Source organism: Streptomyces sp. NPDC059861 (genome assembly GCF_042731435.1).
Classification (GTDB): domain Bacteria; phylum Actinomycetota; class Actinomycetes; order Streptomycetales; family Streptomycetaceae; genus Streptomyces.
In genome coordinates, this window is sequence record NZ_JBHWJQ010000038.1 from 16,143 (window position 1) to 42,929 (window position 26,787).

A 26,787-nucleotide genomic window follows, 5' to 3' on the forward strand; every position below is an offset into this window, starting at 1 on the left:
ATGAGCACTGATGACGTACGCGTGCAGCGGCTGGGCTCGACGCTGCTGATCACGATCGACCGCCCCAGGGCCCGCAACGCGGTCAACGCCGCGGTCGCCGTCGGCCTGGCCGCCGCGCTGGATGAACTGGAGACCGAGCCCGGGCTGCGGGCCGGTGTCCTGACCGGCGCGGGCGGCACCTTCAGCGCCGGCATGGACCTCAAGGCCGCCCTGAACGGCGAGCCGCCGGCCATCCCGGGCCGCGGGTTCGGCGGCCTGACCGAGGCCGAACGGACCAAGCCGCTGATCGCCGCTGTGGAGGGCTTTGCCCTGGGCGGCGGATTCGAACTCGCCCTGGCCTGTGACCTGCTGGTTGCCGCCGAAAACGCCACCCTCGGCCTTCCCGAGGTCAAGCGCGGCCTGATCGCTGCCGGCGGCGGCGTGATCCGGCTGCCCAAGCGCATCCCGTACCACCTGGCGATGGAGATGCTGCTCACCGGCGAGGCGGTCACGGGCAGGCGCGCCGGCGAGCTGGGCCTGGTCAATCGGGTCACCGCGCCCGGTGAGGCCGTGGCCATTGCCCTCCAACTTGCCGAGCAGCTCCGCCGCAACGCCCCGCTCGCCTTGGCCGCGGTGAAAAGCCTCCTCCAGGCCGCCGAGGGCGTCCCTGAGAGCGAGGTCTTCCCCGCGCAGGACAGGCAGATGCGCGCCTTGATGTCCTCGACCGACGCACGCGAGGGCATGACCGCCTTCGCCGAGCGCCGCGCCCCCAAGTGGACGGGGGAGTGACATGCGGATCGAAGACGTGCGCCGCCAGGCCACCACACCGCTGACCCGCCCGGCGTTTCCTCGCTCCGCCGCCTGGTTCAGCGACCGCGAGTACCTCAACATCGTCTACCGCACCGACCCGGACGCGCTGCGGGCTGTCGTTCCTGAGCCGCTGCGGATCGAGGAGCCGCTGGTCCGGTTCGAGATCGTGAAGATGAACGACGTGACCGGGTTCGGCCCCTACACCGAGGGCGGCCAGGCGATCCAGGTCAGCTTCGACGGCGAGCGGGGCGAGTACCTGCACGCGATGTACCTCGACAACTTCCCCGCGACCGCGGCCGGACGCGAGGTCAGCGCCTACCCCAAGGTGCTCGGTACACCAAGGCTGTACATCGACCAGGACGTGCTGGTGGGCACCCTCGACTACGGCACGCTGCGGGTCGCCACGGCGACCATGGGTTACAAGCACCACGTGCTCGACCCCTGCGACGCCGAAGAGCAGATCACTGTGGCGACCTTCATGCTCAAGGCCATGCCCGGCTACGACGGCGCCCCGCGCGTCCTGGAGCTGGTCCGTACCGAGATCACCGACGTGGTCGTCAAGGCCGCCTACACAGGCCCGGCCAGGCTGCAGCTGTTCCAGCACGTCCTCGCCCCGCTGGCCGACCTGCCCGTCCTGGAAATCGTCTCCGCCAACCACATCCTCACCGACCTGACTCTTGCCCCGGTCAAGCCAGTCTTCGACTACCTCAAGGGAGGCGCGCGATGACGCACCCCTTCCGTACCGCCGCCGTGATCGGCGCGGGCACCATCGGACTGTCCTGGACGGCGCTGTTCGCCGCACACGGTCTGACCGTCCGTGTCAGCGATCCCCGCTCCGACCTGAAGGAGGCGGTTGCCGAGGCGCTGGCGGAGTTCGGCCCGCACCTGGCCGCCCAGGGCCTGGGTACCGACGGGCTCGCCGACCGTGTCCGCCTCGCGGCCGACATCACCGAAGCCGTCCGGGACGCGGACATCGTCCAGGAGAACGGGCCCGAGCGCGTCGAGTTCAAGAAGGAGCTGTTCGCCCGCCTAGTGCGAGAGACCCCTGGACACGCGCTCTTGCTGAGCTCCTCGTCGGCGATCCCGGCGACCGCCTTCACCACGGAACTGGAAGACGCCGGCCGAATCCTCGTCGGACACCCTTTCAACCCGCCGCACCTGCTGCCGCTCGTGGAGGTCGTGCCGGGCGAACGCACCACCGAGGAAGCCGTGCAGAGGGCCGTCGACTTCTACACCGCCGTCGGCCGCACCCCCGTCGTCGAACGCCGGGAGATCCCAGGATTCGTGGGCAACCGCCTCCAGAGCGCGCTCAGCCGGGAGGCCGTCTACCTCGTGCAGCAGGGCGTCGTGACCCCCGACGACCTGGACACCGTCGTCACTCACTCGCTCGGCATCCGCTGGGCGACGGTCGGGCCGTTCCTCGGCTCCCACCTGGGCGGCGGCCCCGGCGGCTACCGCCACATGAGCGCGCATATCGGCCAGTCCATGCGGCAGCTGGCCCTGGGACAGCCCTCGCAGGATGCCAAGGACCGCGAGCGAGTCGTCCAAGCGGTGGAGAAGGCATACGCCTCCACGCCGTACACCGAGCTCGCCGAAGCCCGCGACCGCAAGCAACTCGCCGTCCTGTCCGCAGTCGAAGACGCCCGCCCCAACCACCAGCACCAGAAGGAGAACTGAGATGAGCAGCAACAACACCACCCCTCTCGCGCAGCTCGACGACCAGCTGGCCGCCGACTTCTACCTCTACGAGTCGCTGCTTTCGGACGAGGAGCGCAAGATACTGCTCAAGGCCCGTAGTTTCCTGCGGGACGAGATAAAGCCGCTGGTCAACGAGGCCTGGGGCAAGGGCGAGCTGCCCCAGGAGCTGATCGAGAAGTTTCGCGGCAGCGGACTGAACGCCCTGGGCTACGAGGGCTACGGCGAGCACCAGCCGGCCATCAGCCACCTGCTCAGCGGCATGCTCGCCTTGGACATGAGTCGCGTCGACGCCTCGTGCGCCACCTTCTTCGGCGTCCACAACGGACTGGGCTTCTACTCCATCTACTACGGCGGCGACCAGGAGCAGCGCGACAGGCTCCTTCCCGCCATGGCCACGATGGACAAGATCGCCGCGTTCGCCATGACCGAGCCGCTCGGCGGGTCCGACGTCTCCGGCGGCATGCGTACCACCGCGCGGCGCGAGGGCGACATTTGGGTTCTCAACGGCGCCAAGAAGTGGATCGGCAACGCAACTTTCGCCGACTACGTGGTGGTCTTCGCACGGGACGTCGACGACAACAAGGTCAAGAGCTTCGTCGTCGAAAAGGGCACCCCCGGCTTCGCGCCGGTGAAGATCGAGAGCAAGATCGCCCTGCGGATCGTGCAGAACGCCGAGATCACCTTGACCGACGTCCACGTGCCGGAGGCGAACCGGCTGCAGAACATGAAGGGCTTCCGGGACGTCGCCGAGGTTCTCCGCAAGACGCGCAGCGGGGTCGCCTGGCAGGCCCTGGGGCTCATGATCGGCGCCTATGAACTCGCGCTCGACTACTCGCGGCAGCGCATCGCCTTCGGCCGTCCCATCGCCAAGTTCCAGCTGGTGCAGGACCTGCTGGTCAAGAGCCTGGGGAACATCACCGCCTCCTGGGGCATGCTGGTGCAGCTCGCCCGGCTGCAAGACCAGGGCGTCTTCCGCGATGAGCAGTCCGCACTGGCCAAGGACTTCGTCACGACCCGCATGCGGGAATCAGTCGGCTGGAGCCGCGAGATCTTCGGTGGCAACGGCATTCTCGTCGACTACGACATCGCCCGGTTCTTCGCCGATGCCGAAGCCCTCTACTCCTACGAGGGCACGCACCAGATGCAGACCCTCATCGTCGGCAAGTCCATCACCGGCCAGAGCGCCTTCGTGGGGTGAAGAAGATGACCACAGAATCCGTATTCACCGGCCTGAAGGTCCTCGACGCGTCGACCTTCATCGCGGGACCAGCCGCAGCCACCATGCTCGCCGACTTCGGGGCGGACGTCATCAAGATCGAGCCACCGGGAATCGGCGACCCCCAGCGGCGGCTGAGCTCCGTGCCGCCCAGCCCCCGGGCCGAGGCCAACTACGGCTGGCATCTCACCAACCGCAACAAGCGCGGCATCGTGCTCGACCTGAAGTCCCCGGCGGCGACCGAGGTCCTCCAGCGCCTCGTCGAGTGGGCCGACGTGGTGATCACCAACTTCCCGCACGGCACGCGTGAGAAGCTGCACCTGGGCTACGACGTGGTCTCGGGCTGGAACCCGCGAGTCATCTACGCCGACCTCACAGGCTTCGGCGATGCCGGCCCCGACGCCCGGCAACCGGGCTTCGACCTGACCGCCTTCTGGTCGCGCAGCGGGCTGCTGGCCGCCACCCGGGACGCGGGAGCCCCACCGACGGTGCCGGTCTGGGGCAGCGGCGACTACACATCGGCGATCGCCGTCTACGCGGCGATCGTGACCGCCCTCTACCGCCGCGAGCGGACCGGACAAGGCACGAGTGTCGGGACGTCGCTGCTCGCCACGGGCGTCTGGGCCACGGGCACGCTCGTGGCGGGCGCGCTCGCCGACGGTACACCGTTCGAACTGCACGACCGCAGCACACCGGTGAACGCGCTGACCAACCCCTACCAGACTGCCGACGGCCGATGGATCATGCTGGCAACCTCGCTGCTGCACTGGCGGGGACTGGCGCGGGCCATCGAGCGCCCCGAACTGATCGGTGATCCCCGTTTCACGGACATCGAGTCTTTCACCAAGAACGCCGCCGCGCTGAGCGAGCTGCTCGCCGCCGAGTTCGGCTCGCGGCCCTTCGCCCACTGGAAGGAGGCCCTGGGCCGGGAGCGCATCACCTACAGCCTCATCCAGACGCCGGAAGAGGCTGCACAGGACCCACAATTGCGCGCGAACGACATCGTCGTCCCTCTGGAAGGGGTCAGAGGGCTGGAGTACACCATCAACAGTCCGGTCACCCTCCGAGGGGTACCGAAGGTCCCGGCCAAGCGGGCACCGGACCTGGGCGAGCACAACGACCAGGTCCTCGCCGAGCTGGGATTCGGCCCCGCCGAAATCGCCCAGCTGCGCGCCCGAAGAGCGATCCCCGGCACGACAGGCGAGGAGGCGGCGTGATGAGCCGGCGCCCGACGACGCGCTGGTCCAGAGCGACGTGGCGACGTACGCACGGGCGCCGCAGGCGCGAGGCCTGCGGTGGGATGCGCGACAAGATGCGGCCGGCGGCTGAGGTGGGGTGGTGGCGCGATGTCGGCCGTGGTGGACGGCGACGCCATGCGTCCCGCGGTGGGCGTCGAGGTCACCGAGTCATGCTTCGGCGTCGTGGGAAGCGGGAGTCGGCATCTCAAACCACACCGTCTTGCCCCGTCCGCCGGGTGAGTTGCCCCATGCGGAGGCCAGCGCTGAAACGATGACCAGTCCGCGCCCGCCCTCCGCCTGGTCCTCCTCGCGCGGGACCGTCACGGCCTGGGCGAGGTGGGGATCGCTGTCGCGGACCTCCACCCGTATGCGTTCGGGATACCTGCGGACGTAGACGTACACGTCGCTGTCGCCGTGGACCAAGCCGTTGGTGACAACCTCCGACACGAGGAGTTCCTCGTCGTCGGCCATGGTGGACAGCTCCCACCCCTCCAGCCACTCACGCAGCATTCTGCGGGAGCGCTGTGCTCCGTGCAGGTCGCGCCGGTGGATCCGCAGCTGGCGGACATTGCGCTGGGCGTCGGCCGAGGGCCCTTCGTATCCGACCAGGAGCAGGGCGGCGTCGTCGGCGTGCCGCGGGGACGATGCACTGAAACCCCTGATGAGCCGGTCGCCGATGGACTCCAGATTGCCGGGCTCGTCGAAGGCCGCACTCACCGCTGCCGAATCCACATCGCCTCCAACCCCGCCCAGCCCGTTGGTATAGAAGGCAAGCAGGGTTCCCGGCTGCAGGTACAAGTCCGTCACCGTGAAGGCCGCCTGTGGGTCGATGCCGAGCGGCATGCCCGCCTCGACGAGGACGGGTGGCATGCGTCCGTCGGCGGTGCGCAGTAGCGGCGGCGGATGCCCGGCTGTGGCGATCTGGGCCCGGCCGGTGTCCGGGTCGAGCCAGGCACAGCAGCACGTGGCGAACAAATCGGTGTCCAGTCCGATGAGGAGCTGATTGGCCCGGCTGAGCACAACCGCGGGATCGTGTCCTTCGGTCGCGTAGGCACGCACCGCGCTGCGTAGCTCGCCCATCACCACGGCAGCCGCCGTGTTGTGGCCCTGCACGTCCCCGATCACCATCACGAGGTGGTTCTCGGGAAGGGTGATGAGGTCGTACCAGTCTCCACCGAGGTCAATCCCGCTGGTCGCCGACGCGTATCTACTGGTGCTCACCACCCCGGCCGGCTGCGGCAGCACCGGGGGCAGCAGCGCGTGCTGCAGGTCGTCGGCCAGCGCATGGCGGACTTCGTCCATCTGGGTCCGCTCGACGGCTTGGCCGACAGCCGTGGCCAGCGCCGTCAGCGGCCCCTGCCCGGCGATGATGTCCTGGCGCTCGCTGCCGAAAGCCATCGACAGCGCACCGACCGCCCTGTGCCCGGCGAGCAGCGGCAGGACCACCCAGAAGCACTTCTGGCCGGACAGCGGCTCGGGCAGGCGGCCGACCGTCCGCTGGTCTGCGGGGCCGTACATCAGTTGCTGCTGACGGCGCATCGCCTCCGCCTCGGGCCGACACTGCCCGAGCGGTGAGTCGTTGATGGCGCGGACGAATGCGCCGGCACATCCCGCCGCACCGGCCACAGTGAGCCGGTCGGCATCCACCAGGCAGATCAGGGCCGCCCGGGCCCCCAGCCCGTCCATGACGCGCTGCATGGTCCATTCCACCACCTCTTGCGGGTGCACCGCGCTCGCCAGGAGCATGGCGAGCTTGTGCAGGTGGTAGATCAGCGCGGTGAAGGCCAAGGCCCCAGCCTCTTCTCCCGCTGCCAGGTCTTCGGCGGCCACGACGTACGGGACGCCGGGCGGGGCCAGCGAAATCCCGTGATCGGCCAGTCGATCCAGGTCCTGGGCCAGTGACGCGGCGGCGGCCGCCAGACGCTGCCGTTCCGGCTCGGTGGCCTCGACGCCGGCTCGCTGCCAGAACGCCGTGAGCGTCCCGAAGTGGCGGGTCGGCGAGAACAGCGGAGCGGCAGCCGCCTCCAGCGGGAAGGCGGCGAAGACGGTCAGGTTGGGATGGCCGGCCAGGATCTCCACATTGCTGCCTACCTCTACCCTGCCCGACCGCCATGCCCGCGACGACGCGTAAGTGAGGTCGTCCAGGGGTATCCGCTCGAGCGCCCCCACACCCATGGCGGTCAACGCCGCCGCCGCGGCATGCAGCTCAGGGACGCCCGGAACCTTCAGGAAGACGGTCGCGGCCGACGCCCTCAGGTCGCGCACCACGTCTCCGGCGGCGGAGGCCAGCAGCTGCTCCCTGTTGGATTTGGGTGTGGCAAGACGCTTCGAACCCGACGGAGTGACCCTATGTCCCTGCATGTGCTTCACCGCCCAACGGCCGTTGGTTCCGGTGCTGAGCCCATTTTACGTCCGCCGCCCGCCCCGTCGGGATTCCGATGCGACCTTCGGTACCTGCGGCATGACCTGCAGCTTTCCTGAAAGCACCGCAATGCTCTCCTGGTAAGCACCCCACTGCTGCACATCTCGGGTTCTGGCTCAGGTTCTGTGGAGCCAGAACCTGATCTCGTGAACGAAGCCAGCTGTGGTCGTCGCGTTAGGTGCCATCAAGGCAGGGAAGAGTGGCTTCCGCACTGCGGTCCAGCGGCTGGCGCGCATCTGAAACGCCGTGGGCAGTCTGGTCGTCGGAGGCTGCGACGTCCACAACGATCAGCCCAGGCCGCGCCACGTGTGCTTCGTTTTGAATGGCGCCACACCCGGCCAGACGAGGCGCGTGCCGCGCGTGCTCCACACGGGAAGTGATCACCTCAGCGAGCGGATCCCTGATGGTGGCCTTGACGGCGTAACGGCTCAACAGCACGGCTACCAGGCAGCGGTGCGCCACCGGACGCGGGACTGTCTGCCGGTCCGGCACCGTGAAGAGCACGTGATGGTGAAGTGGACAGTGTCCCCGGGCCTCATCCATCGCATGCGGGGACGATCGTTCAGCTGAAGCCCCGCAGAGCCTTTCGCCGCGTAGGCGACCGCCGCTTCACGATCACACCCCCTGTGCGGGTTCAGCCCTGGCCGGCACGCTGGCCGGGGCTTTCTGCTTTTACGCCGGAATGCCGAGGGTTGTGTCGGGTCGGCAGTGCACGCATGCCGGGACCTGCTGGCGCAGGGCGTCGAGTGCCTGCTGCCAGGTCGCCGGGCGGCATCGTCCGCCGTCGGCGGCTGCCCAGCAGTCGCGGTGTGCACGCCGTCCATTCGTGTGGTTGAGGCCGTACTGGACCAGCCGGTCCGGCGGGGCCGGCCGCCGCTCCTCACCCTGGCGCCGCGCCGCCTCACATGGTTCCTCATCGGCGATCCAGCGGTCGATGAGCCGCAGCTGCCGGACGGGCTGCTGCTCCACGACGCGCTGGACGAAGCGCAGCGTGTCGAGACGCGAGAGCGGCTCCTGCCCACTCACCTGCTGCTCCTGGCTGCCGTGTCTCTGCTTGCCCACGAATCCGAAGAAGCGCTCTATTGAATGATGCACCGCGTGGAGTACCTCACCGACACCCAGGAGGCCCGTTCTGCGCTGCATCCGTCAGCACATCGCCGATCACGGCCACGTGCCGACGATCCAGCAGATCGGGACGGCCGTCGGAATGCGGAGCAGGGTGTCGATCCACTACCAGCTGGACGAGCCGCGACGTCCGCAATCGTGCACGAGCCGGGGCGATGGAGAGGGATCCGTCGCGCATGAGCAGCCCCGGCCACTACCACCTGCTGCTGGCCACCGGCGGCCGGCCGGTGCAGCACGGCTGGTGGGGGCGCGAGGAGGTAGCGCGCGACAGGTTTCGGCGGTGGGTTGGGTGCAGGTGCCGCCTCCGTGGCGAAGAGCGTTGGCGAGGAGGTGGGAGAAGGCGATGAGGTGGGAGAAGGCCAGGATTGACCGTCTTACGCTCACTCCCGTCACTGTTCGAGGCCGGTTACCTCCCCTTCGAACACGCAGAAATTCTATGCTGACTGGAGTAGACATTGGGCGGTGGTGTGGTTATGGTTTCCCTCGTAGCCAAGGAAGACAGCAGGGCCTGGCAGAGATGAACTGCCGGCAGCAGTACCCGTAGGTGCAGTGCGCAGGACGGTGCGGTGGTGGAGTTCCGAAGCCAAAGTTGTTGCTGGACAGGTGACGGGACTGACGACCGGACCGGGTGGCCCGCAGTGATCAGGGGCTGCCGTGAGCAGTACCGCATTAGCAGTTCAGTAAGTGCAGTTCGCCATACCCAGCAGTGAAGTCGGTGAGCAGTACCTCGGTGAAGGCGTCGGCTGCGGGCGCGCGCACCGGGAGGTTCGGCAGTGGGGTTCCAAGCCAGAGCAGACGCAGGACGGGCGACGGGGCTGGCTGTCGGAAGGTGACGCTTGGTCAGGTCACCAGCAGTTCGTATCACCAGCAGTACAGAGCAGTGCGCAGTACCGCAGTACCCAGTCCCCGTTGGTAAGTGTTGATCAAGAGGGAAGAACGGAGGAGCCGAGCACCATCAGGATCGCCCGGGCAAAGATGTTGAGCCCGGGTACCGCAGGACATCGATAGTGAGGTGGTCTCCGGTCAAGCAACCGCGATCCCCGCGCCCCCGACCGCAGCCTGGTCGGATCAGCGGAAACAGAAGGCCGGCGCAGTACCAGGGCCGGCAGATGGTGTAGTCGTTCCTTCGGGGCCCTGGCGCCAATGGCGCCAGGGCCCCTCCACGCGTTCCACAGAGAGGTGCAATGACAGCAGACGACACCTTCGGCCGTCTCGACGACGACGACTATCCCGCCTACACCATGGGCCGGGCCGCCGAACTGCTCGGCACCACCCAGAGCTTCCTCCGCGCCATCGGCGAACACCGCCTCATCACCCCGCTGCGCTCCGCCGGCGGCCACCGCCGCTACTCCCGCTACCAACTGCGCATCGCCGCACGCGCCCGGGAACTCGTCGACCACGGCACTCCCATAGAGGCCGCCTGCCGCATCGTGATCCTGGAAGACCAGCTCGAAGAAGCCCAGCGCCTCAACGCCGAATACCGCCGCGCCGCCGAATCGACGAACCCGACGGCCGCCGCCGCGGATTGAGACAGCTGACTGCTGAACTCTCACAGGGCTTCGCGACTGCGCCGTAAGGGGTGTACTACCTGCACCACGCCTGACCGCACGCAACGGCTCGGACTACGCCATTGGCCCCAGGCCTGCTCACCCGGGGGCGAGCCATGCCAGCAGCTCTGACGCTCGGGTGTCTGAGGCCGTGACAGCTCGTGGGCCCGTCCCTTGGCCAGAGCAGGCGCAGTTGCATGGTCAGCCGGCCTTCTGGTGCTCTCGGAGTTCGTGAACGGTCGCGCCGAGGTTGCCTTCGGTCTGTTCGTAGTGGGAGAGGGCGAGGCCGAGGCCGAAGAAGGTGGGTGCCCATTCGCCGACGAAGAGGCCCCAGCGGTCGGCGCGGGCCACCCCGGCACCCGGCTCCAGCCTGAGCGAGCCGGCCCAGGCCGCGACGGTGAGCCCTATGGAGGCTATGGCAGCCATGTAGGCGTGTTCGCTGCGGACGCCCATTTCGTGCATCTTCTTGATGATCATTGAATGGTCTCCGTTCTGCGTGGTCGGGGGACGGAGTAACCACTGAAGATGCATCCTATTCATCACGGAATAGATGCGTTTTTGAATCAGTCGGCGCTCTTCTTCCGTCGGCGCGACGGATGGGTGAGTGCGTCGATGAGCTGCTCGCGGCTCAGCCCGAAGCGGCCGGTGATGTCCTGTTCGGCTGCCCGCTCGCACAGCTCTGCCTTGCTCAGCTGCTGCGGCTCGCTCTTGTCTCCCTCGCGCTGAGCGCGGGACGCGGCCGTCCGCACCCAGACCACCGGACCTGGCTGTCTGCTCTTGCCGGTGACCCGTGCCGGACAGCCTGGCATCCGCTACGCCGACGTGCCCGCAGAGGGTGGCCGCCACTGTTCTGACTGCCGGTCGGCCTTGTCCCAGCTGCGCCCGGGTCTTTTCATCGCGCTGTTCAAGCGCCGCAACTGACGTCCCCCGCAAGGCCTGCCGCAGCTCCGCAGGGATCACGCGGGCCCCCGGGGTGAGGAATCCCCCCGGGGCCCGACTCGGGGGTACACGGTCCAGAAGACCGCTGGGGTCCGGACGGTGGTCGTGCACGTGTCGGATGGACGTCGGATACCGCTGCGCGCTCCAATGTCCCTTCTGGACCGCCGCTTCGACGACAAGGCTCAGGTCTTCATGGACTGGGTGGACCGCTCGCCGGGGTGGCCCCGACCGCGTGTAGCGGCCGAATCGGGGCGGAATATCCTTGTGTCCCAACCGAAGCGATCCAGCGTGGCCCGGCCGCCAGACTGACAGGCGGCCGGGCTAGCAGCTCCAACAGGTGCGCCTCGTCGATCACGGCGCCGTAGAAGACCAGGTCACCGATGGTCACTGTCCCGAGTTCGGGAAATGCGTAGTCTGCTTCCGACGAGACATGGCCCAGGACGCGAAACTCGTAGAGCATGAGGTCACTACCATCTTTCGATGCAGGTGACCTCATGCTCGACTCGACTTGTATGGGCTCTTCGCGCATCACCCAGCATGGGTGAAGTACCGCCCTCGCGGCTGCCGTGGCCCCCGCGGCAGCAGTCCGCACGCCGCTTTTGACGCCGCCCCGCGGCGTCGTCGGCCCCGCAGAGCTGCCCGACGACTTCAACGGCGACGGCTACCGCGACTTCGTCATGGCTAGGCGGCTCGCACGGCAAGGCGCCGGTCTTCCCGTCGGCGTCCGGCTGGGGGGTCGGGCTAATGGTTCTCAGGCCGGTGTCGGCGTGACGGACGATCGCCACGTAGCTGTTCCCCGCCTCGCGCAGCACGATCTGCCGCTTTGCGCCGTCGGCGGCGAAGATCTTGGGACGACTGGATGTTCGCGTCTCAGGCGGGGGTTAACTTTCGGAAGAGGTGCGACCTCCGTATCCGGATGAGGTACCGCGCATCCTGCGATCGGATCGCATGCTCGCGTTGGAGGCAGCGGCCAGGGCCAACAGGAGTGCGATCAACCCGACGATGATGTTGTTGGTGATGGTTCGTGTGGTGTCCACGTCACCGGCTACCACCCACGGTGCGATGACAGTCCAGGCGCCGAGTGCGGCGGCAGCCCAAGCCATGCTGTGGGTGCGCTCGTAGGCATGGCCGAAGCCGCCCATGAGCAGCGCATAGGCCAGACCTGTGATCAAGTTGGTGACGGCCAGGGTTGAGAGGTTGTTGAAGCCTGCGATCCAGGGTGAAGCGGCCAGGTACAGGCCGGTGATCACGCCCATGGCTTCGATGGCTTGTGCGCGTGGGGTGGTGGCTGCACGTTCGTGGCGAGCCCGCATCTCCAAGATGTCGGGATGCGATTCCATGGTGGGGCGGGTGTGAGTCACGATCGTCTCCTGTGTGAGAGCTCGTTGTTCGACCACCCAGGTACCCATAAGGTAGTGATAAAAGCGGCAGAGTCTCCCAATTCAGACAATCTCGTCGTTGTTGCAGGCAGTGCACTATTAGGGAGTGCGTCGTCCGCCAGTCCCCGTTCCAGGATGCGGGCGGTAGCCGGGCAGGGCGCAGTCGTCGTACGTGACTGATGCGGCAGCCGCTGCGGCCGCTGCGGGAAGACTGCGCAGCACAGCACACCGGGCGGCTGCAGGTGCTGCGATTCGGGACGGTGGGAGCCGGTCGGATTTCTGCGTGCATCGAGCCTGGTGTGGCCCCGTTTCAGGGGTATCGGGGCGCCATCAGCCGTGTGGCTCGGGGTGGGTGGCGGTGTGGCCGAGTGGTGCACGAAGACGAATATGAGCCGCTGGTCAGCCGCCCCGTTCTGTCCGCGGTGGCCTTGGACGGCGGTGAGCCGATCGCTGAGTCCCGGCATGCGGCCCGCCGGTTCATGACCGAGGTGCAGGCCGTTCACGGGTTCAGGTGTCGGACCGTGCGACGGGCGTGGTCGAGCCGGTGGTCAGCGAGCTTGTAGCCAACGCTTACAAGTACGCGTCCGGGCCGTGCCTGCTGGACCTGGAGGTCAGCGACGGTGCGGTGGAGATCAGCGTGGGGGACGCCGATCCGGCGCTGTCGGCGGCCTGTCCTGTTGATCCGGGCCGGGTCGGGCAGCACGGTCTGGAGATCGTGATGGCGGTGTGCCGCAGTTTCGAGCTGCGGCGTGAACCTGTGGGCAAGCGCGTCAAGGTTTCCATTGTGCTGGCGGGACTGCTGCCTTGTGCGGCCGACCCTTCAACCGGACTACGTCAGGACGAGAGGCACGGTGATGGTGAGGTGTTCGTCGGTGGTCGGCAGGGCGGTGGCAAGAGCGTTCATACGAGCTGCGAGGTGGCCGATCACCCGGCTGGTCAGTTCCTCGTCCCACTCCGCTGTGCCTTCCGGTGGCAGGCGCATCTCCTCCCCCGCAGGTGGGTTGTCACCGAGATAGCGTGCGGTGTCCATGTCGACGGCCCAACAGGCCAGTGCGATCTTCACCTGCCCGGGTGCCGCCCACTGCGCCCGTATGTGGGCGCACATGCTGAAGCCGTCCCCGCCGAATGTGACCGTCGTGGAGAACGACCTGCCACGGGGGTATTGCCGTATCAGCTTGAGTACTGCTGGTTCCAAAACGGCTCGCGCCATAGGTTCCGTATACACCGTCTGCCCCCTGTCGAGCCTGGCCTTCAGCATCCCAGACGGGTCCTGCGACGGACATGCCGTCCCCGACCGTTTCCCCTCCAGGGGAACGCTGTGCACCTCGTGGGCATGCGAACGGCGCCGCACCCTAGGGGATGCTGTGGGCCAATTCGGGACATGGCGTGACGTCGGTCTTCAGGATCTGGCCCGGGTGGCTGGCAGCTGCGGAACAATCGCGGGGCAGCGCGTAAGCAGCGCGTGATGGTGAAGGGGGGCAGCGTCCCCGGGCCTCACGTCTCGCATGCGGGGTGATCGTTCGGCTGAAGCCCGCACAGCCTGTCGCCGTGCAGGCGACCGCTCTTCACGAACACACCCCCTTCGCGAGTTCAGTCCCGGCCAGCACGCTGGCGGGAGCTCTCTGCGTCACTCCAAAACACCGAGGGCTGTGTCGGGTCGGCAGTGGATGCACGGCGGGGACCTGCTGGCGCAGGGCGTCGACCACCTGCTGCCGGGTCGCGGGGCGGCATCGTCCGCCGTCGGCGGCTGCCGAGCAGTCGCCGTTGTGCCCGCCGTCCAGGTTCGTGTGGTTGAGGCCGTACTGGGCCAGCCAGTCCGGCGGGGCCGGCCGCCGTTCCTCGCCGCGGCGCCGCTCCGTCTCGCGTCGTTCCTCATCGGCGATCCAGCGGTCGATGAGCCGCAGCTGCCGGACGTCCGCTTGCCCACCTATTCGAACAAGCGCTCTAATAGAAGTATGCATCGCGTGGACCACCTCACCGACACCCAGGAGCGCGTCCTGGCCTGCATGCGCCGGCACATCGCCGATCACGGCCACGCGCCGACGATCCAGCAGATCGGGACAGCCGTCGGCATGCGCAGCAGGACCTCGGTGCACTACCAGCTGGCCGAGCTGGAGGTGAAGTGCGCGATCGTGCGTGAGCCGGGGCGGTGGAGGGGGACCCGCCTCGCATGACCAGTCCCGGCCGCTTCCACCTGTTGCTCGCCGCCGGGGGTCGGCCGGTGCAGCACGGCTGGTGGGCAGGTGAGGAGACTGCGCGCGACAAGTTCCGGCGGTGGGTCGGCAAGTACGGTCATTGATCGCGACTCTTGCGACGACCTGGCCGCCCGGATCGAGAACGCCCCAGAAAACACCGTCGTACTCGTCGCCGAGGCGCGCACCGAAGTTGTCTGCGCCGCCTGGCTAGTGTTTAACGACGGCGTCGACTTCGGCGGCCTCTGGGGCGGCTCTACGCTCAACGAATGGCGCGGACAGGGCATCTACCGGGCCATGGTCGCCCACCGAGCCCAGCTCGCTGCTGCCCGCGATATCCCCTACGTCTACGTCTACGTCTACGTCGACGCCTTGGCAGACAGCGCCCCGATCCTCACCCGGCTTGGCCTGCACGCGGTCACCACGACGACACAATATGTCTGGTCGCCGTGAGCTCAGCCGGCCTTCGCCGGCTCCTCAGCTCGTGCCCGTGTGCTGGCGAGGCGGTAGGAGTCATCCATGAGCCTGACCACGGCAGGTCAGGGGTCAGTTCCACCGAACAGCGGGACCTGTGCTGGGTCGATGTCTGTGCGGAGGCGGTGTGCCCGGACGGGGTGGCGCCATCGCCCTGAGGCGTCGCGTGCGACGTCGACGGCGACTTCCATCACGATGTCTGGGCTGCACCAGCTGCATGACGAGAGTGTCCCGCGTTCCCCACCCGCGCTGAACGTCCACCCCGCCCAGGGGTAGGCGCCTGCCGGGGCGGCCAATACGCCGGCGAGGGTGCGGCTGGTGGACTGGGTCAGGGTGGTGCTGCGTCCGGTCTATTGCAGGCGGCCCGCCGTGTCGTAGCGGCCCAGCAGTACCGTGCGCGGCGCGGTAAGGGTGCCGGTGACGGCGCCGATGATGGCCTCGGCGGTGACCCGCACCTTGTACTTCTGCCACGACCGGGCACCCGGCACGTAGGGGCCGTCGAGCCGCTTGAAGCACAGCCCCTCCAGCCCGGCCGCCGTCCACGACAGCCATTCACGGGCCACTGCCGGGTCGGTGGTCGCCGGGCACAGCGTCAGCGGCGCCCGCAGCTCCCGCGATGCGAACAGCTCTTCCAGGGCCGCCCGCCGCCGCGCGTACGGCCGGCCCGTCAGATCAGCGCCCGCATGGACCAGGTCGAAGACCACGTAGTGCGCCGACCACTCCTGCCCGGCCTTCGCCGCACCGGCCCCGCGACGGGTGAGGCATTGCTGGAGCCGTTCGAACGCCAGCCGGCCAGACTCCCACACCACCAGCTCGCCATCCAGCCCGGTGTCCGCCGGAAGTTGCGCAAGTGCCGCGGTCCGAATCTCCGGAAACCAGGCCGTCATGTCCGTCCGCTGCCTTGAGCGCAGCAGCACCCGCCCGTCCGCACACACGGCGAGCTGGGCGCGGTAGCCGTCCTTCTCCAGACTTTGCCGTGTCTCGTGAGACACGGTTCCATCGAAACAAACGGGACGCCTGTGCGCGTCCCAGCTCTGGCTGCCCAGCAGTGGGACGGATCCGGCCAGCCTCTCGCCGAGTTTTGCGACCAGGGCAGACGTGACGGCCCCGTCCGCGACGGACGCCAGGACTTACTCATTTCCGGGAACGACAACGTGACCGCCTTCGCGCTTACCGCGCTGGCCACAGATTGACGCTCATCCTGGAGGTTCCCAAGCTGGTGGGAGGGGCTGGTGGAAGGGGCCGTGGTCGTGAGTGGTGGGCAGAGTGAACTTCCCCGGCTGCTGACGGCAGCGGAGACAGCGGCGCCGGTGGAAGCCGTTGACGTAGTCGCCGAGGACCTGCGGCAGCGCTTCGAGGCCACGGAGGTCTCTTTTCTCATCGTGGACCTGACGGGGAAGGCGGTGGCGCGGCTGCCCACTGCCGAGACCGCGGAGGGTGGGCGGGAAGCGGAGCGGATCCCCCTGTTCGGCAGCGTCTACGAGACGGTGATTCGTACCCAGCGGCTGTATCAGGAGGCGACCGGCCAGGGACAGCGGGTGATCGTGCCGGTCACCAACCGGGGGGATGCGATCGGGCTGCTGGAACTACTCCTGCCGGCCGACCCCGGCCAAGACGTCCTTGATGCGGTCGGGGAAGCCGCCCACGCCCTGGCCTACGTCGTGATCGCCAATGGGCGCTTCACCGACCTCTACACCTGGGGCAAACGCTCCAAGCCCCCGACCCTGGCTGCAGAAATCCAGTACCAGCTGCTGCCCCCGTCACTATCGTGCGAGGCGGCACAATTCACACTGTGCGGGAGCCTGGAGCCCTCCGAAGACCTCAGCGGCGACACCTTCGACTACACCCTGGACCGCGACACCCTGCACGTATCGGTGACCGATCCCATGGGCCACGACATCGACGCCGCCCTGGCCGCCACCGTCCTGGTGGGCGCCCTGCGCGGCGCCCGCCGCGCAGGAGCCGGTCTGGCCGAGCAGGCCCACCGGGCCGACCAGGCACTGATCGACCACGGGCACGGTCACGCGACCGGGCAGCTGCTGCGCATCAATCTCCACACCGGGCAGGCCCAGCTCGTCAACGCCGGCCACCCCTGACCACTGCGCATGCGTGAGGGCGCTGTGGAAGTGATCACCTGCAAGGTGGACCATCCCTTCGGGCTGTCCTCGCTCGCGCCGCGTCCCTACCGCGTTCAGGACCTCGATCTGCGCCCGGGTGACCGTCTGCTCATGTTCACCGACGGCATGCTCGAACGGCATGGGGAGAAGGTCGATCTGCCCGCCCTGCTGGAACAAACCCGGGACCTGCACCCGCGGGAGACCGCGCTGACGCTGACGTCCGCTGTCCGGGACGTCGCCAGCGGCCGACTCGAAGACGATGCCACCGTGATGTGCCTGGACTGGCACGGCCCGCAGGAAACGCATCGGCACGTCAGCTCCGGCGCGGACACTCAGCAAGCCTCAGTCGGCCGCACGAATAGGTAGCCGTGACCAGGGCGCTCGCCTGAACGGTGGCAGGCGGCCGGGGAGAAGCTCTCGCGCCGCGCCTCTTCGGCTGTGTCAGGTCGGCAGTGGATGCACGGCGGTACCCGCTACGTTCGCGTCGTTGAGACCGTACTGGACCAGCCAAGTCCCGCGGGGGCGGCCGCCGCTCCTCACCCCGCCGCCGCTCCGCCTCACGTCGTTCCTCGTCGGCGATACAGCGGTCGATGACCCGCAGCTGCTGGACAGGCTGCTGCTCCACGACGCGCCGGGCGCAGTGCAGCGCGTCGAGACGCGAGAGCGGCTCCTGCCCACTCACCTGCTGCTCCCGGCTGCCGTGTCTCTCCACTTGTCCACCTAATCGAACAAGAGCTCTAATAGAAGTATGCATCGCGTGGACCACCTCACCGACACCCAGGAGCGCGTCCTGGTCTGTATCCGCCAGCACATCGCCGATCACGGCCACGCGCCGACGATGCAGCAGATCGGGGCAGCCGTCGGCATGCGCAGCGGGGCGTCGGTGCACTACCAGCTGGCGGAGCTGGAGGCGAAGGCTGCGATCGTGCGCGAGCCGAGCCGGTGGAGAGAAATCCGCCTCGCGTGAACAGCCCAGGCCGCTACCATCTGCTGCTCGCCACTGGTGGCCGGCCGGTGCAGCACGGCTGGTGGGGAAGTGAGGAGACCGGGCGCGACAAGTTCCGGCGGTGGGTCGGCAAGTACGGCAGCATGCCCGACGCCCACCTCACCCTCAGCGACGAAGAGACCGACCACGTCCTGGCCGCCTGGCCCCACCGGTAGGACGCCGGAGCGCCCGGCATGGCCTCCACTCAGTGCGTGTCGAGGAGCAGCTTCTCCATCAGTTCGGGTTCTGGTCCAACTTCTGTGGTGTGCCTACTCCCTGTGACCGTGGGCGTTGCTGGTAGGTCCCGCGAAATGTGACCGAGCACCGTACCTGGCCCCGGTGGACAACTTCGATGCACAAACGGGGCCGAGGTTGGGCGCTCAAGGCGAGGAGGCCCAGGGGTCGTCCGACGGTTCGGGCTCTTCGGGGTGGAGCATGCAGCGAATACAGCGCCGGAGTCCCGGTTCACCGGATCCGGCGGCGGCGTTCATCCACGGCAGGGCGTCCATGGCATGCGCGCGTTCGTCTGTGGCGAAAGTGTTGATGGTCTGGTGGAGGTCCTCGGGGGCGGGTTCGTCCGTGACGCAGAGCCAGCCGATCGCCGCGGCCAGGCGGACTTCGGGCGCCTCTGTCCAGTCTTGCCACCGCTCACGGAGCCACCAGACGGTCGGCGGATGCGCGTGGGCCCGACTGGTCTCCGCGGCGGCAAGGAGCAGGGCGGCACGGACTATGGCGTCATGCTCCGTGGCGAACCTGGCAGCGAGGTCGCTTCGGACCGTGTGGTCGGGGTCGCCAGCGGTGGCCAGAGTGTAGGCGGCGTCGATGCGGATGGTGGGGTCGGAGTCGTTGAGAAGGGGCAGGAGCACGGGTGCTTCGGCGGTGATCGCGGCGCGGGCGGCGGCCACCGACCAGCCTGCCGGGTAGCCGGTCACCTCGACGCCGTAGTCGTCGTAGTCGTCGGGGGCGTGACGCCGAGGATCGGTGCGGTGGAGCAGGAGTTCATCGCGGGAGGCGACGCCGAAGTGCTGGGCGCGGGCCGGGCTGGAGAGTACGCCGAGGGCGGCGGCACGGTGTGGGTGGTGGGCATCGGTGGCGATGGGGATCAGGAACGGTACGGTGAGGGCGACGGCGGCCCGGCTGTCGTTGGCACACAGGCCCCCCAGCACGCCCGTCGCGTGGCTTGCGGGGTCCTCGCCGGTGTGCAGCAGGTGAACGGCCTTCCGGGCATCGTTCCCGTGAGGGAAGTTCCCCCACGGAACGGCGTCGAGAAGCAACCCGCTGTGGGCCCCGGACTGGATGCCGGCCACCACCGCCCGCACATCGAACGAGCCTCCCGCGAACGAGGCCAGATCCGCTCCGTTCACCAGCGCCCGGCACATCTCGAACGCCGGATCGATCCACCAATCCCTCACACCACACCCCCGCCATCGAATCCCCAGAGATTCGATCATGCCCGCCCGCCCGTCCGTCCCCGCCGGTCGGCTGCCGGACATCCAGGGGCACATCCCGACACACCACGAAGCACCGAGAACCCGGAAGGCACCCTTCTCAGGGCGAAATGCGGTCGGGCCAACCGGAATGCTCAGGGGCCACCTATCGCGTTCAGTCACACGAGATCGTCTGGAAACTGCCGGTGCCGACCGCGTTTGAGCTGATGGTTCTGGGCTGTGTGCGAGGTACTGCTCCGGCTGGAAGAGCTGCTCTTCCTGGCGGATCCGGGGATCAAGGTGGAGTCGATGCAGGACGATGGCGAGGTGATCCGAATCGGTGTCAGATGCCGGACGACCGGGGCTCGGTGCCCAGGCTGCGGAAGCTGGTCGGGGCGGGTGCACGGCACTTACCTGCGGTTTCCCGCTGACCTCCCCATGTCGGGACGGCGGGTGGTGCTGCAGCTTCGTGTCCGGCGCTTCACGTGCAAAGACGTCTCCTGCGGGCAGCGGACGTTCGTCGAGCAGGTTGCGGGCCTGACCCGTCGGTACAGCCAGCGGACCGAGCGAATGCGGTCGGCGCTGGCCGAGGTCGGCCTCGCCCTGGCCGGTCGCGCCGGTGCCCGGCTGGCCGACGTCTTCGCCGGCGAGGGTCAGCCGGAACACAGTCCTGCGGTTGGTCGACGCTCTCCCGGAACCCCAGCCACAGGCCCCGCGTGTGGTCGGCGTCGACGAATACGCGATGCGCAAGGCCGTATCTACGGGACCGTGCTGGTCGACGTCGAGACCCGCAGACCGGTGGACCTCCTGCCGGATCGCGAGGCAGGCACTGTCGCGACCTGGCTGGCCGAGCACCCGAGCATCGAGGTCGTCTGCCGCGACCGCGCCCCGTACTTCGCCGAAGGCGCCAGCATCGGCGCGCCTACCGCGGTCCAGGTCGCCGACCGATGCCACCTCTGGCGCAACCTCGGCGAAGCGGCCGAGCGGTGCGTCTCCCGCCACCGCCCGTGCCTCCGTGCGACCTTCGCAGAGTCGGAGCCGGAGAAGACTGCGGCTCCGGAACCGGCCGAGAGCGGGTCGCCATGGCCCACCGGGCACCGGTTCGCCGACCGCACCCGTGCCAAGCACGCCACCGTCCACGCGCTGCTGGCCGCCGGCCACAGCCGACGCTCGATCCAGCGACAGCTCGGCATGACCTACCGCACCGTTCAACGGCTGGCCGACGCCGCCAGGCCGGAAGACCTGTTCCAGGGGCAGTGGCAGAACCGCAGGACGAAGCTCGACAACTTCAAGCCCTACCTGCACGAGCGGTGGTCTGAGAGTTGCACGAACGCCTGGACCCTCTGGGAAGAGATCAAGACGCACGGCTACACCGGCGGCTACGGCGCCGTCCGCGCCTACCTCCAGCCGTTCCGCACATCCCCGACCGCACCTGCAGCCCGTCCGCCGTCCCCACGCACGGTCACCGGCTGGATCCTGACTCACCCCGACACCCTGCAGGAGAGCGAGCGCCTGAAGCTCAAATCCGTCCTTGCCGGCTGCCCCGAACTCGATGCCCTCACTGGGCACGTCCGCGCGTTCGGGAAGATGCTGACCCAGCTCCAGGGTGACCAGCTCCCTCAATGGATCAAGGCGGTCCGCGCTGACGACCTGCCCAGCCTCCACGCCTTCGTCAACGGCCTCGAACGAGATCTCGTAGCTGTCACCGCCGGCCTAACGCTGCCGTGGAGCTCCGGCATCGTCGAAGGCCACGTCAACCGGATCAAAATGATCAAGCGCCAGATGTACGGCCGTGCCGGCTTCAGCCTCTTGCGGAAACGAGTCCTGTTGGCATCCTGACGGGACAGTCACGAGCTCTGCTCGAGTCGCTCCGCAGCCTGAGCGGGGGTGTCGTAGTAGCCAGGCCGTGCCAGCACGACCGAGCTGAAGTAGTAGCCCTGTTCTTCTTCCGGCTCATCATCGGCTGCGAACGGACGCCAGAAGCTCAGCAGCAAGTCCGGGGCGATGAATGAAGCATCGTCGTCAGGATCTTCCTCGATCGAGGTGAGCTCACCGACGCGCCGGACAACCTCGCGGGCCGGAGGCGTGAACACGTCCACACCCTGGAACAACACTCGGTCCGTCTGGGACGACGGTCTTCCCAGCTCGATGGCTTCGAGCATGTCGCGCGCGCAGTGGATGCTGATCATCCGCCCGCTGGGACGGAACACGTGCTGTCCCGACCGGTCGGACTCCGAGATCGCAGAAGGATCGCGGAGCGAGTCCAACGCGGTGTTGGCCGCGTGTCGAGTCATACCGATCCGCAACGGGCCAACGCCGTTTGGTGGGGCGAGGTCGAAGTCCATGCGGGCATGATCCCAAACAGGTCTGTCCGCAAGTAACGAAGGGGCATCCAGCCCCGTCAGGTTACAGAGTGTGAGGGCTCCACAGAAGTTGGACAAGAACCTCAGTTCGGGAGGCACTTCGGCGTCTGGCGCCACAACCGTCTCCAGCGATGGACTGGGCACCGCGTGAAATTCAGGGCTCCGGCCGTGTACCGGGAGTGTGGCGGGCGAGGGCTGCGTGCAGCACTCGGGGAGCGCGGCGCCTTGGGCGTGTTTGAGGATCTCTTCGGCGACCTGGGTGAGCTTGATGTTGGTGTGCTGGGAGACCTCCCTGAGCACGGTGAAACCGTCCTGCGGGTCTCACCCAGGACGGTCAGGACGCCGATGGCCTGGCCGACCCCGGTGTACGAACCAACGGCCTGTCGCAGCTGCCGGTTTTCCGTGCGCAGCCGTTCGGCCTCGGTTTGGCTGTGGTCGGCTGCGGGGGCGGGTGTCCGCTCGGAGGCCGCTGAGGAAGCCATGAGCTCATCCGTGGTGGACCGGGTCGAAGTCATCCCTGTCGCCTGCCCGATTTCCTTTTCCGGATCCGCCCGGCCGTTGCCGGGCACGACGCGGGAGTCCGGGAGCGACGCCCGACCTTGTGATCAAGAGGCCGGCGCCCGCGGCGAACGTGCACGCCTCCGCGACAGTCGGTTCGGATGGCGCACCTGACCGCGTGCCATTCCCCACCCATGGACCGCTGGACTGGTCCCGGGCGGTGATCGACACCTCGCACGCCAGAGCGGCCCGGCGAGGGCCAAAAGCGGGCGCAGTCCGGTCGATCGCGCACGCCCGGGCAGCAAGCACCACGTCATCACCGACGGCCAGGGCATCCCGCTCGCCGTGTCGCTGACCGGCGGCAACCGCAACGACGTAACCCAGTTGCTGCCCCTGCTCGACAAGATCCCGGCGGTGGCCGGGGTTGTCGGCCGACCGCGGAGACGGCCCGACATGGCTGCACGGCTTCCGCCGCCTGCGCATCCGCTGGGAAAGGCGCGACGACATCAACGAAGCGTTCCTCGGAAGCCGTCTGTCTGATCACCCACCGCCACGTCCAGAGGCTTTGTCAGGGCCAGTTAAGGGGCTGGCTGTGGCGGTGTTTCGGATTGCTGGAGGGGTCTCCGGAAGGAGGAGGGTTCTTCGTCGAGGAGTTGGATGAGGCGTTCGATGCCGTCCCGGGGGCCGGTGGTGGTGGCTGTGGGGAGGGCGGTGATGCGGGCGGGTGTGCGGGGGTCACGGAGGGTAGAGGGCGTCCGGTCTCTTCCTGGTTGCGGCCCGGTCTCGTCGCGAACATCCTGTGCTGCGGGAACAGCAGTGAGGGCCCGCCGGACGGTTCCGGCGGGCCCTGTGCTGCTGGTGGTGCCTACTTGAGGAGGTAGGCCTTGATGACGGTCTGCTTGAAGGAGTTGCCTGCGGCGTCCTTCACGTAGGTGCGCAGCGAGACCGAGCCGCCCGTGGAGCGGTGCGGGTGGTCCACGGTCACGGTCCGCTTCATGCCGGAGCCCTTGGCCTTGGCCGTCCGCCAGGTCTTGCCCTCGTCGTAGGAGACCTCGGTGGTGAAGGTACGGATCGGCGACTCGGTGGCGCCGACCGCTCGCTGGATCAGGACCGGGATGTCGAATGTGCGCCCGTCCTTTGCTCGGTTCCACTCGTCCAGCTCGGGCGCCATGCGCACGGCGTACAGCGGCAGCGCCTTGCGTTCCGTCGCGGTCTGCGAGCGGAACCGCCATTCCGCCCGCAGATCCGTGGAGACGGAGCTGACGGGGGAGAGGTCGCGCTTCTGCTGGAACGTCAGGCGGTAGTCGGCCGGGGTGACGTCGGTCGGTACTGCCGCATAGCCCCAGTGGTACGGGACCAATTCGCCGTTGCGGCGCAGCTCGTACTCGGGCTTGCTGCCGGTCGACGTTCCCGCCACCAGGTCGAGGCTGCCGTTGGCGGCGTCCTGGATGGCGAACCACATGTCGTCGCCCTCACGGTAGGTGTCCACGCCCTCGGGGGCGAAGCCCATGGCCTGCACGCCCTGGTTCCAGCGCTCCTCGACCTTGGCGCCGGCCTTGTAGCCGTGCAGGGTGGCGAGGTAACTCTGTCCGCGGGGGCTGTCCGGGTCGAAAATGTTCCACTGGTCGAAGGCGGTCTGCCAGCGCAGGCCGTCGGCCGCCGAGAAGTAGTCGACCCGCCGGTTCGGAACCGGCAGCCCGTCCATTCGGTGTGAGGCGAAACGAACATTGTCGACGTGCATGTAGATGAAGCGGTATGCGGTGGTCCCCGGTGCGGTGGCGGCGAACGTGGTGGTCACCTCGGCCAGCTCCGACGTACGGGGCTGGTAGGACGGGTCCGCCGGGATGCCGCCGTGTACGGGCCTGGTGAGGTAGTAGACCGAGGACGGGTTCGCGCCGTCGGCGGCGGGCTCAGCCCAGATGCTGCTGACCAGGTAGGTGAACGTCGAGTTCTTGACCTTCGCGGTCGGCGCCGCGTACAGGCCCTCGATGCGGTCGCCGCCAATCGCGCCGGGCATATTGACGGTGAACAGGTGATCGGACAAGCCAATGGTGCCGAACTCGTTGGAAAGCATCCGAGCCGAACGGCTCGGGGCCGAGATCGTGACGGGCTTGGCCTGCCGGGCGTCGATGGCGGCGTCCCGGTCGGTGGTCATCACGACCTCCGGCACACCGACTACGGTGCCCTCGGTGTACGCCTCGTCGAAGAGGAAGCCGCCCACGGAGTAGGTCTTGCCCTGGGGCAGCCTCAGCACGGTGCTGCTTTTGCCGTGCAGCTCCACCTCGTAGGACTGTCGGTCGTTCGAGTCAACGATCAGGTAGGCGTGGTCGGGGGCTCCGCCCGAGCGGTCCTTCACGCTGAGGCGGAGGTCGTAGGCCGGCTGCTCGACGTCCATGCCGAGCGGAGTGCGCACCGAGACCGACTTGTCCGCGGTGGAGGCGATGACCACACCGCTGTACGCCGCGTAGATCGCGGCGATCTCCGGGGTGGCGGTAAGGGTGACGTCCGCGGTGCCGCGCGCGGGCACGGTGACCTTGTCGGCGCTGAGGCGGAACAGACCCTCCGGTGCGGGCTTCTCCGAGTGGTAGCTCGCCTTGAGCGCGAGGTCGAGGGTGACCGGCTCACTGCCCGGGTTGCGGTAGGTCAGCGTCTTGTTCACCGGCGGCCGCCCGCCGTCCATCCAGCGGATCTGCCCGAAGGACAGTCCGCTGGTCTCGGCGGTGACCTGCTGCCCGACCGCCCGGGCGACGTCGACGCGTCCGGCGCCCTGGTAGTAGGCGCCGCGCTCGAAGCCGCCGGACGTGGTCTGCATCAGCTGACGCTTCACCTGCGCCGGGGTCCAGTCGGGGTGCTGCTGGAACAGTATGGCGGCGGCACCGGCGACGTGCGGCGTGGCCATTGACGTGCCGGACATGCCGATGTAGCCGTCGTCGGCGGTGGTACCGCCCGCCTTGGCGGCGACGACGCCGGCGCCGGGGGCAACCAGGTCGGGCTTGAGGCCAAAGTCGCCCACCCGGGGGCCTAGCGCGGTGAAGAAGGCGAGCTCGTCGTTGATCTGGGTGGCGCCGACGGCCAGCGCGCCCTCGGCGGACGCGGGCGAGTTGACCTTGCCGGGACCGTTGTTGCCGGCCGCGGCCACGACCAGGACACCGTGCTCACGGGTCACGGTCTCGACCATGACCTCGATGACGTCGGTCTCCGGAGTGTCGGTGTCGCCCAGGCTCAGGTTGATCACCTTCGCGCCCTGCCCGGCCGCCCAGGCCATGGCCTCGACGATATCGGAGTTGTCGCACCAGCCGTCCGAGGTGCAGACCTTGCCCGACAGGATCCGCGCACCGGGCGCCACGCCCTTGTACGTGCCGCCGGAGGCCGCTCCGGAACCCGCGACGGTCGAGGTCACATGGGTGCCGTGGCCGTTGGCGTCATCGGTGTTCGGCTCGGTGGTGAAGTTGGCCGCTTCGACGACGAGACCCTTGAGGTCAGGGTGGTTCGGGTCGTAACCGGTGTCGAGCACCGCGACCTTGACCCCATCGCCCTTGAAGCCCTTCTCCCAGGCCTGCGGTGCCTCGATGTGCGCCACCGTCCGGTCGAGCTGGACCTTGGAGCGGCCGTCGAGCCACACCCGCTGGATGCCCGCCCCGAAGGCCCTGGTGCCAGCCTCGGCGGGGGCGATGCTCTTCCAGAACCCCGCGGCGTCGTTGCGGTGTTCGCGCAGGGTCGCGAACGGGGTCCCCGAGATGGTGCGGACCTTGTCGGCGCCGGCCGTGGTCAGCCGGCGTTCGGCGGAGGCCGCCGCCCCCGCGTACTCGACGATCAGCGGCAGGCTCGCCCGGTCCGCGTACTTTTCCTCGACCAGGGCCGAGACGTTGAACAGGGCCTTGTCGAGGCGGTCCGCCGTCAGCAGCGGAAGCGCGTCGACGGGGATGACCGTCCACTCGCCACGGTCCTGACGCTTCAAGAACTTGATGTGCTCGCGGCCCTCGGCCGGTTCCACCGAGACACTCTCCCGGCCGGTCGGGTCCTTCTCCACAGTGACGCGGTCACCCGTGATCAGGGTGACGTGCTGCCCAGTGATTCGCGGCTTCTCGGCGCCCTTGCTCTGAGTCGTCGAGTCGGTCTGCTCGGCGGTCCGGTCGGCGTCGTGGGCCACACCGGGCGTGGCGGTCATCCCTGCCAGCAGCGCTGTCAGAGCGGCCACCGCCACATACTGCGGCCGGGATCTGTGGGCCCTCGGCCGCCACCTGTTGTTCACATGTCTCATGGGCGGCCAGCGTGGCCTCATCGAGGGTGCAGGTCAGCACCTCCCGCCTGTCCAACCAGCGACAAGTCACCTCTCCGCCAAAGGCGATAGGTGGACGGACGACTCCGACTGGTGACG

22 protein-coding genes and 3 pseudogenes are annotated in these 26,787 nt (G+C 68.3%); 14 read left to right on the forward strand and 11 right to left on the reverse strand.

The genetic code is table 11. The annotated features are described in order from the left end of the window. Genes ACFV6X_RS28070 through ACFV6X_RS28090 form a run of 5 tightly spaced genes read left to right on the forward strand, consistent with a single transcriptional unit; the run spans position 1 to position 4,920 of the window. Positions 1-768, forward strand: a complete 768-nt coding sequence (locus tag ACFV6X_RS28070) for a crotonase/enoyl-CoA hydratase family protein (protein WP_385387904.1) — start codon at positions 1-3, stop codon at positions 766-768. A 1-nt stretch (position 769) separates the two neighbouring features. Next, positions 770-1,516, forward strand: coding sequence for an acetoacetate decarboxylase (locus tag ACFV6X_RS28075; protein ID WP_385387907.1), 747 nt, complete (start codon positions 770-772; stop codon positions 1,514-1,516). Further along, entirely contained in the window at positions 1,513-2,466 is a 954-nt protein-coding gene (locus ACFV6X_RS28080) for a 3-hydroxyacyl-CoA dehydrogenase NAD-binding domain-containing protein (RefSeq protein WP_385387910.1), read from the forward strand. The genes ACFV6X_RS28075 and ACFV6X_RS28080 overlap by 4 nt, the downstream gene beginning before the upstream one ends. Position 2,467: 1 nt before the next feature. Further along, complete coding sequence (locus tag ACFV6X_RS28085) at positions 2,468-3,685, forward strand: acyl-CoA dehydrogenase family protein (protein ID WP_385387911.1); 1,218 nt, start codon at positions 2,468-2,470, stop codon at positions 3,683-3,685. Positions 3,686-3,690: 5 nt separating this feature from the next. Then, positions 3,691-4,920 carry a CaiB/BaiF CoA transferase family protein gene (locus tag ACFV6X_RS28090; RefSeq protein WP_385387913.1) on the forward strand — a complete coding sequence of 410 codons (1,230 nt, stop codon included), beginning with the start codon at positions 3,691-3,693 and terminating at the stop codon, positions 4,918-4,920. Between the two features lie 189 nt (positions 4,921-5,109). Here ACFV6X_RS28090 and ACFV6X_RS28095 read toward each other — a convergent pair whose 3' ends face one another. From ACFV6X_RS28095 to ACFV6X_RS28105, 3 genes are all read right to left on the reverse strand, one after another. Beyond that, positions 5,110-7,302: a SpoIIE family protein phosphatase gene (locus ACFV6X_RS28095; protein ID WP_385388030.1), complete on the reverse strand. Its 2,193-nt coding sequence runs from the start codon at positions 7,300-7,302 to the stop codon at positions 5,110-5,112. A gap of 235 nt (positions 7,303-7,537) precedes the next feature. Continuing rightward, on the reverse strand, positions 7,538-7,867 hold the full coding sequence (locus ACFV6X_RS28100; RefSeq protein ID WP_385387916.1) for a DUF6207 family protein: 330 nt from the start codon (positions 7,865-7,867) through the stop codon (positions 7,538-7,540). A gap of 168 nt (positions 7,868-8,035) precedes the next feature. Beyond that, complete coding sequence (locus ACFV6X_RS28105) at positions 8,036-8,506, reverse strand: DUF6233 domain-containing protein (protein ID WP_385387919.1); 471 nt, start codon at positions 8,504-8,506, stop codon at positions 8,036-8,038. A 28-nt stretch (positions 8,507-8,534) separates the two neighbouring features. Between ACFV6X_RS28105 and ACFV6X_RS28110 the strand changes: the two genes are divergently transcribed. Together ACFV6X_RS28110 and ACFV6X_RS28115 are read left to right on the forward strand one after the other, a co-directional pair. Then, complete coding sequence (locus ACFV6X_RS28110) at positions 8,535-9,032, forward strand: hypothetical protein (protein ID WP_385387921.1); 498 nt, start codon at positions 8,535-8,537, stop codon at positions 9,030-9,032. 640 nt (positions 9,033-9,672) lie between these two features. Next, positions 9,673-10,017, forward strand: a complete 345-nt coding sequence (locus tag ACFV6X_RS28115; protein WP_385387923.1) for a MerR family transcriptional regulator — start codon at positions 9,673-9,675, stop codon at positions 10,015-10,017. 219 nt (positions 10,018-10,236) lie between these two features. Here the strand turns inward: ACFV6X_RS28115 and ACFV6X_RS28120 are convergent, their stop codons facing one another. From ACFV6X_RS28120 to ACFV6X_RS28135, 4 genes are all read right to left on the reverse strand, one after another. Next, positions 10,237-10,512 (reverse strand): hypothetical protein, encoded by a 276-nt coding sequence (locus ACFV6X_RS28120; RefSeq protein WP_385387925.1) that lies wholly within the window; start codon positions 10,510-10,512, stop codon positions 10,237-10,239. An 86-nt stretch (positions 10,513-10,598) separates the two neighbouring features. After that, the gene (locus ACFV6X_RS28125; protein ID WP_385387927.1) at positions 10,599-10,793 is read right to left on the reverse strand and encodes a hypothetical protein; all 195 of its coding nucleotides are present in this window, start codon (positions 10,791-10,793) and stop codon (positions 10,599-10,601) included. A 1,062-nt stretch (positions 10,794-11,855) separates the two neighbouring features. Further along, complete coding sequence (locus ACFV6X_RS28130; protein ID WP_385388032.1) at positions 11,856-12,314, reverse strand: SPW repeat protein; 459 nt, start codon at positions 12,312-12,314, stop codon at positions 11,856-11,858. Between the two features lie 868 nt (positions 12,315-13,182). Next, on the reverse strand, positions 13,183-13,458 hold the full coding sequence (locus ACFV6X_RS28135; RefSeq protein ID WP_385387930.1) for a hypothetical protein: 276 nt from the start codon (positions 13,456-13,458) through the stop codon (positions 13,183-13,185). 544 nt (positions 13,459-14,002) lie between these two features. Here ACFV6X_RS28135 and ACFV6X_RS28140 point away from each other — a divergent pair. Beyond that, positions 14,003-14,527 (forward strand): hypothetical protein, encoded by a 525-nt coding sequence (locus tag ACFV6X_RS28140; RefSeq protein WP_385387932.1) that lies wholly within the window; start codon positions 14,003-14,005, stop codon positions 14,525-14,527. Positions 14,528-14,662: 135 nt separating this feature from the next. Continuing rightward, positions 14,663-14,998: pseudogene (locus ACFV6X_RS28145) on the forward strand (GNAT family N-acetyltransferase); the annotation flags it as partial. A 371-nt stretch (positions 14,999-15,369) separates the two neighbouring features. Here the strand turns inward: ACFV6X_RS28145 and ACFV6X_RS28150 are convergent. Next, the gene (locus ACFV6X_RS28150; RefSeq protein WP_385387935.1) at positions 15,370-16,011 is read right to left on the reverse strand and encodes a hypothetical protein; all 642 of its coding nucleotides are present in this window, start codon (positions 16,009-16,011) and stop codon (positions 15,370-15,372) included. A 258-nt stretch (positions 16,012-16,269) separates the two neighbouring features. Here ACFV6X_RS28150 and ACFV6X_RS28155 point away from each other — a divergent pair. From ACFV6X_RS28155 to ACFV6X_RS28165, 3 genes and pseudogenes are all read left to right on the forward strand, one after another. Next, positions 16,270-17,502, forward strand: a pseudogene (locus tag ACFV6X_RS28155) (PP2C family protein-serine/threonine phosphatase). A gap of 382 nt (positions 17,503-17,884) precedes the next feature. Next, positions 17,885-18,103 (forward strand): LexA family protein, encoded by a 219-nt coding sequence (locus ACFV6X_RS28160; RefSeq protein ID WP_385387937.1) that lies wholly within the window; start codon positions 17,885-17,887, stop codon positions 18,101-18,103. Next, positions 18,100-18,297 carry a hypothetical protein gene (locus ACFV6X_RS28165; RefSeq protein ID WP_385387939.1) on the forward strand — a complete coding sequence of 66 codons (198 nt, stop codon included), beginning with the start codon at positions 18,100-18,102 and terminating at the stop codon, positions 18,295-18,297. The genes ACFV6X_RS28160 and ACFV6X_RS28165 overlap by 4 nt, the downstream gene beginning before the upstream one ends. Before the next feature lie 204 nt (positions 18,298-18,501). Here ACFV6X_RS28165 and ACFV6X_RS28170 read toward each other — a convergent pair whose 3' ends face one another. Further along, positions 18,502-19,533 (reverse strand): hypothetical protein, encoded by a 1,032-nt coding sequence (locus ACFV6X_RS28170; RefSeq protein WP_385387942.1) that lies wholly within the window; start codon positions 19,531-19,533, stop codon positions 18,502-18,504. Positions 19,534-19,788: 255 nt separating this feature from the next. On the opposite strand from ACFV6X_RS28170, the gene ACFV6X_RS28175 reads away from it, so the two are divergent. Further along, on the forward strand, positions 19,789-21,387 hold the full coding sequence (locus ACFV6X_RS28175) for an ISL3 family transposase (RefSeq protein WP_385387945.1): 1,599 nt from the start codon (positions 19,789-19,791) through the stop codon (positions 21,385-21,387). Between the two features lie 8 nt (positions 21,388-21,395). Here the strand turns inward: ACFV6X_RS28175 and ACFV6X_RS28180 are convergent, their stop codons facing one another. After that, entirely contained in the window at positions 21,396-21,893 is a 498-nt protein-coding gene (locus ACFV6X_RS28180) for a hypothetical protein (RefSeq protein WP_385387947.1), read from the reverse strand. Positions 21,894-22,605: 712 nt separating this feature from the next. Between ACFV6X_RS28180 and ACFV6X_RS28185 the strand changes: the two are divergent. Next, positions 22,606-23,070 (forward strand): annotated as a pseudogene (locus tag ACFV6X_RS28185) (transposase); the annotation flags it as partial. Between the two features lie 204 nt (positions 23,071-23,274). Here the strand turns inward: ACFV6X_RS28185 and ACFV6X_RS28190 are convergent. Next, a complete protein-coding gene (locus ACFV6X_RS28190; RefSeq protein WP_385387950.1) occupies positions 23,275-26,607 on the reverse strand; it encodes a S8 family serine peptidase in 3,333 nt (1,110 codons plus the stop codon). Between the last annotated feature and the right edge of the window lie 180 nt (positions 26,608-26,787).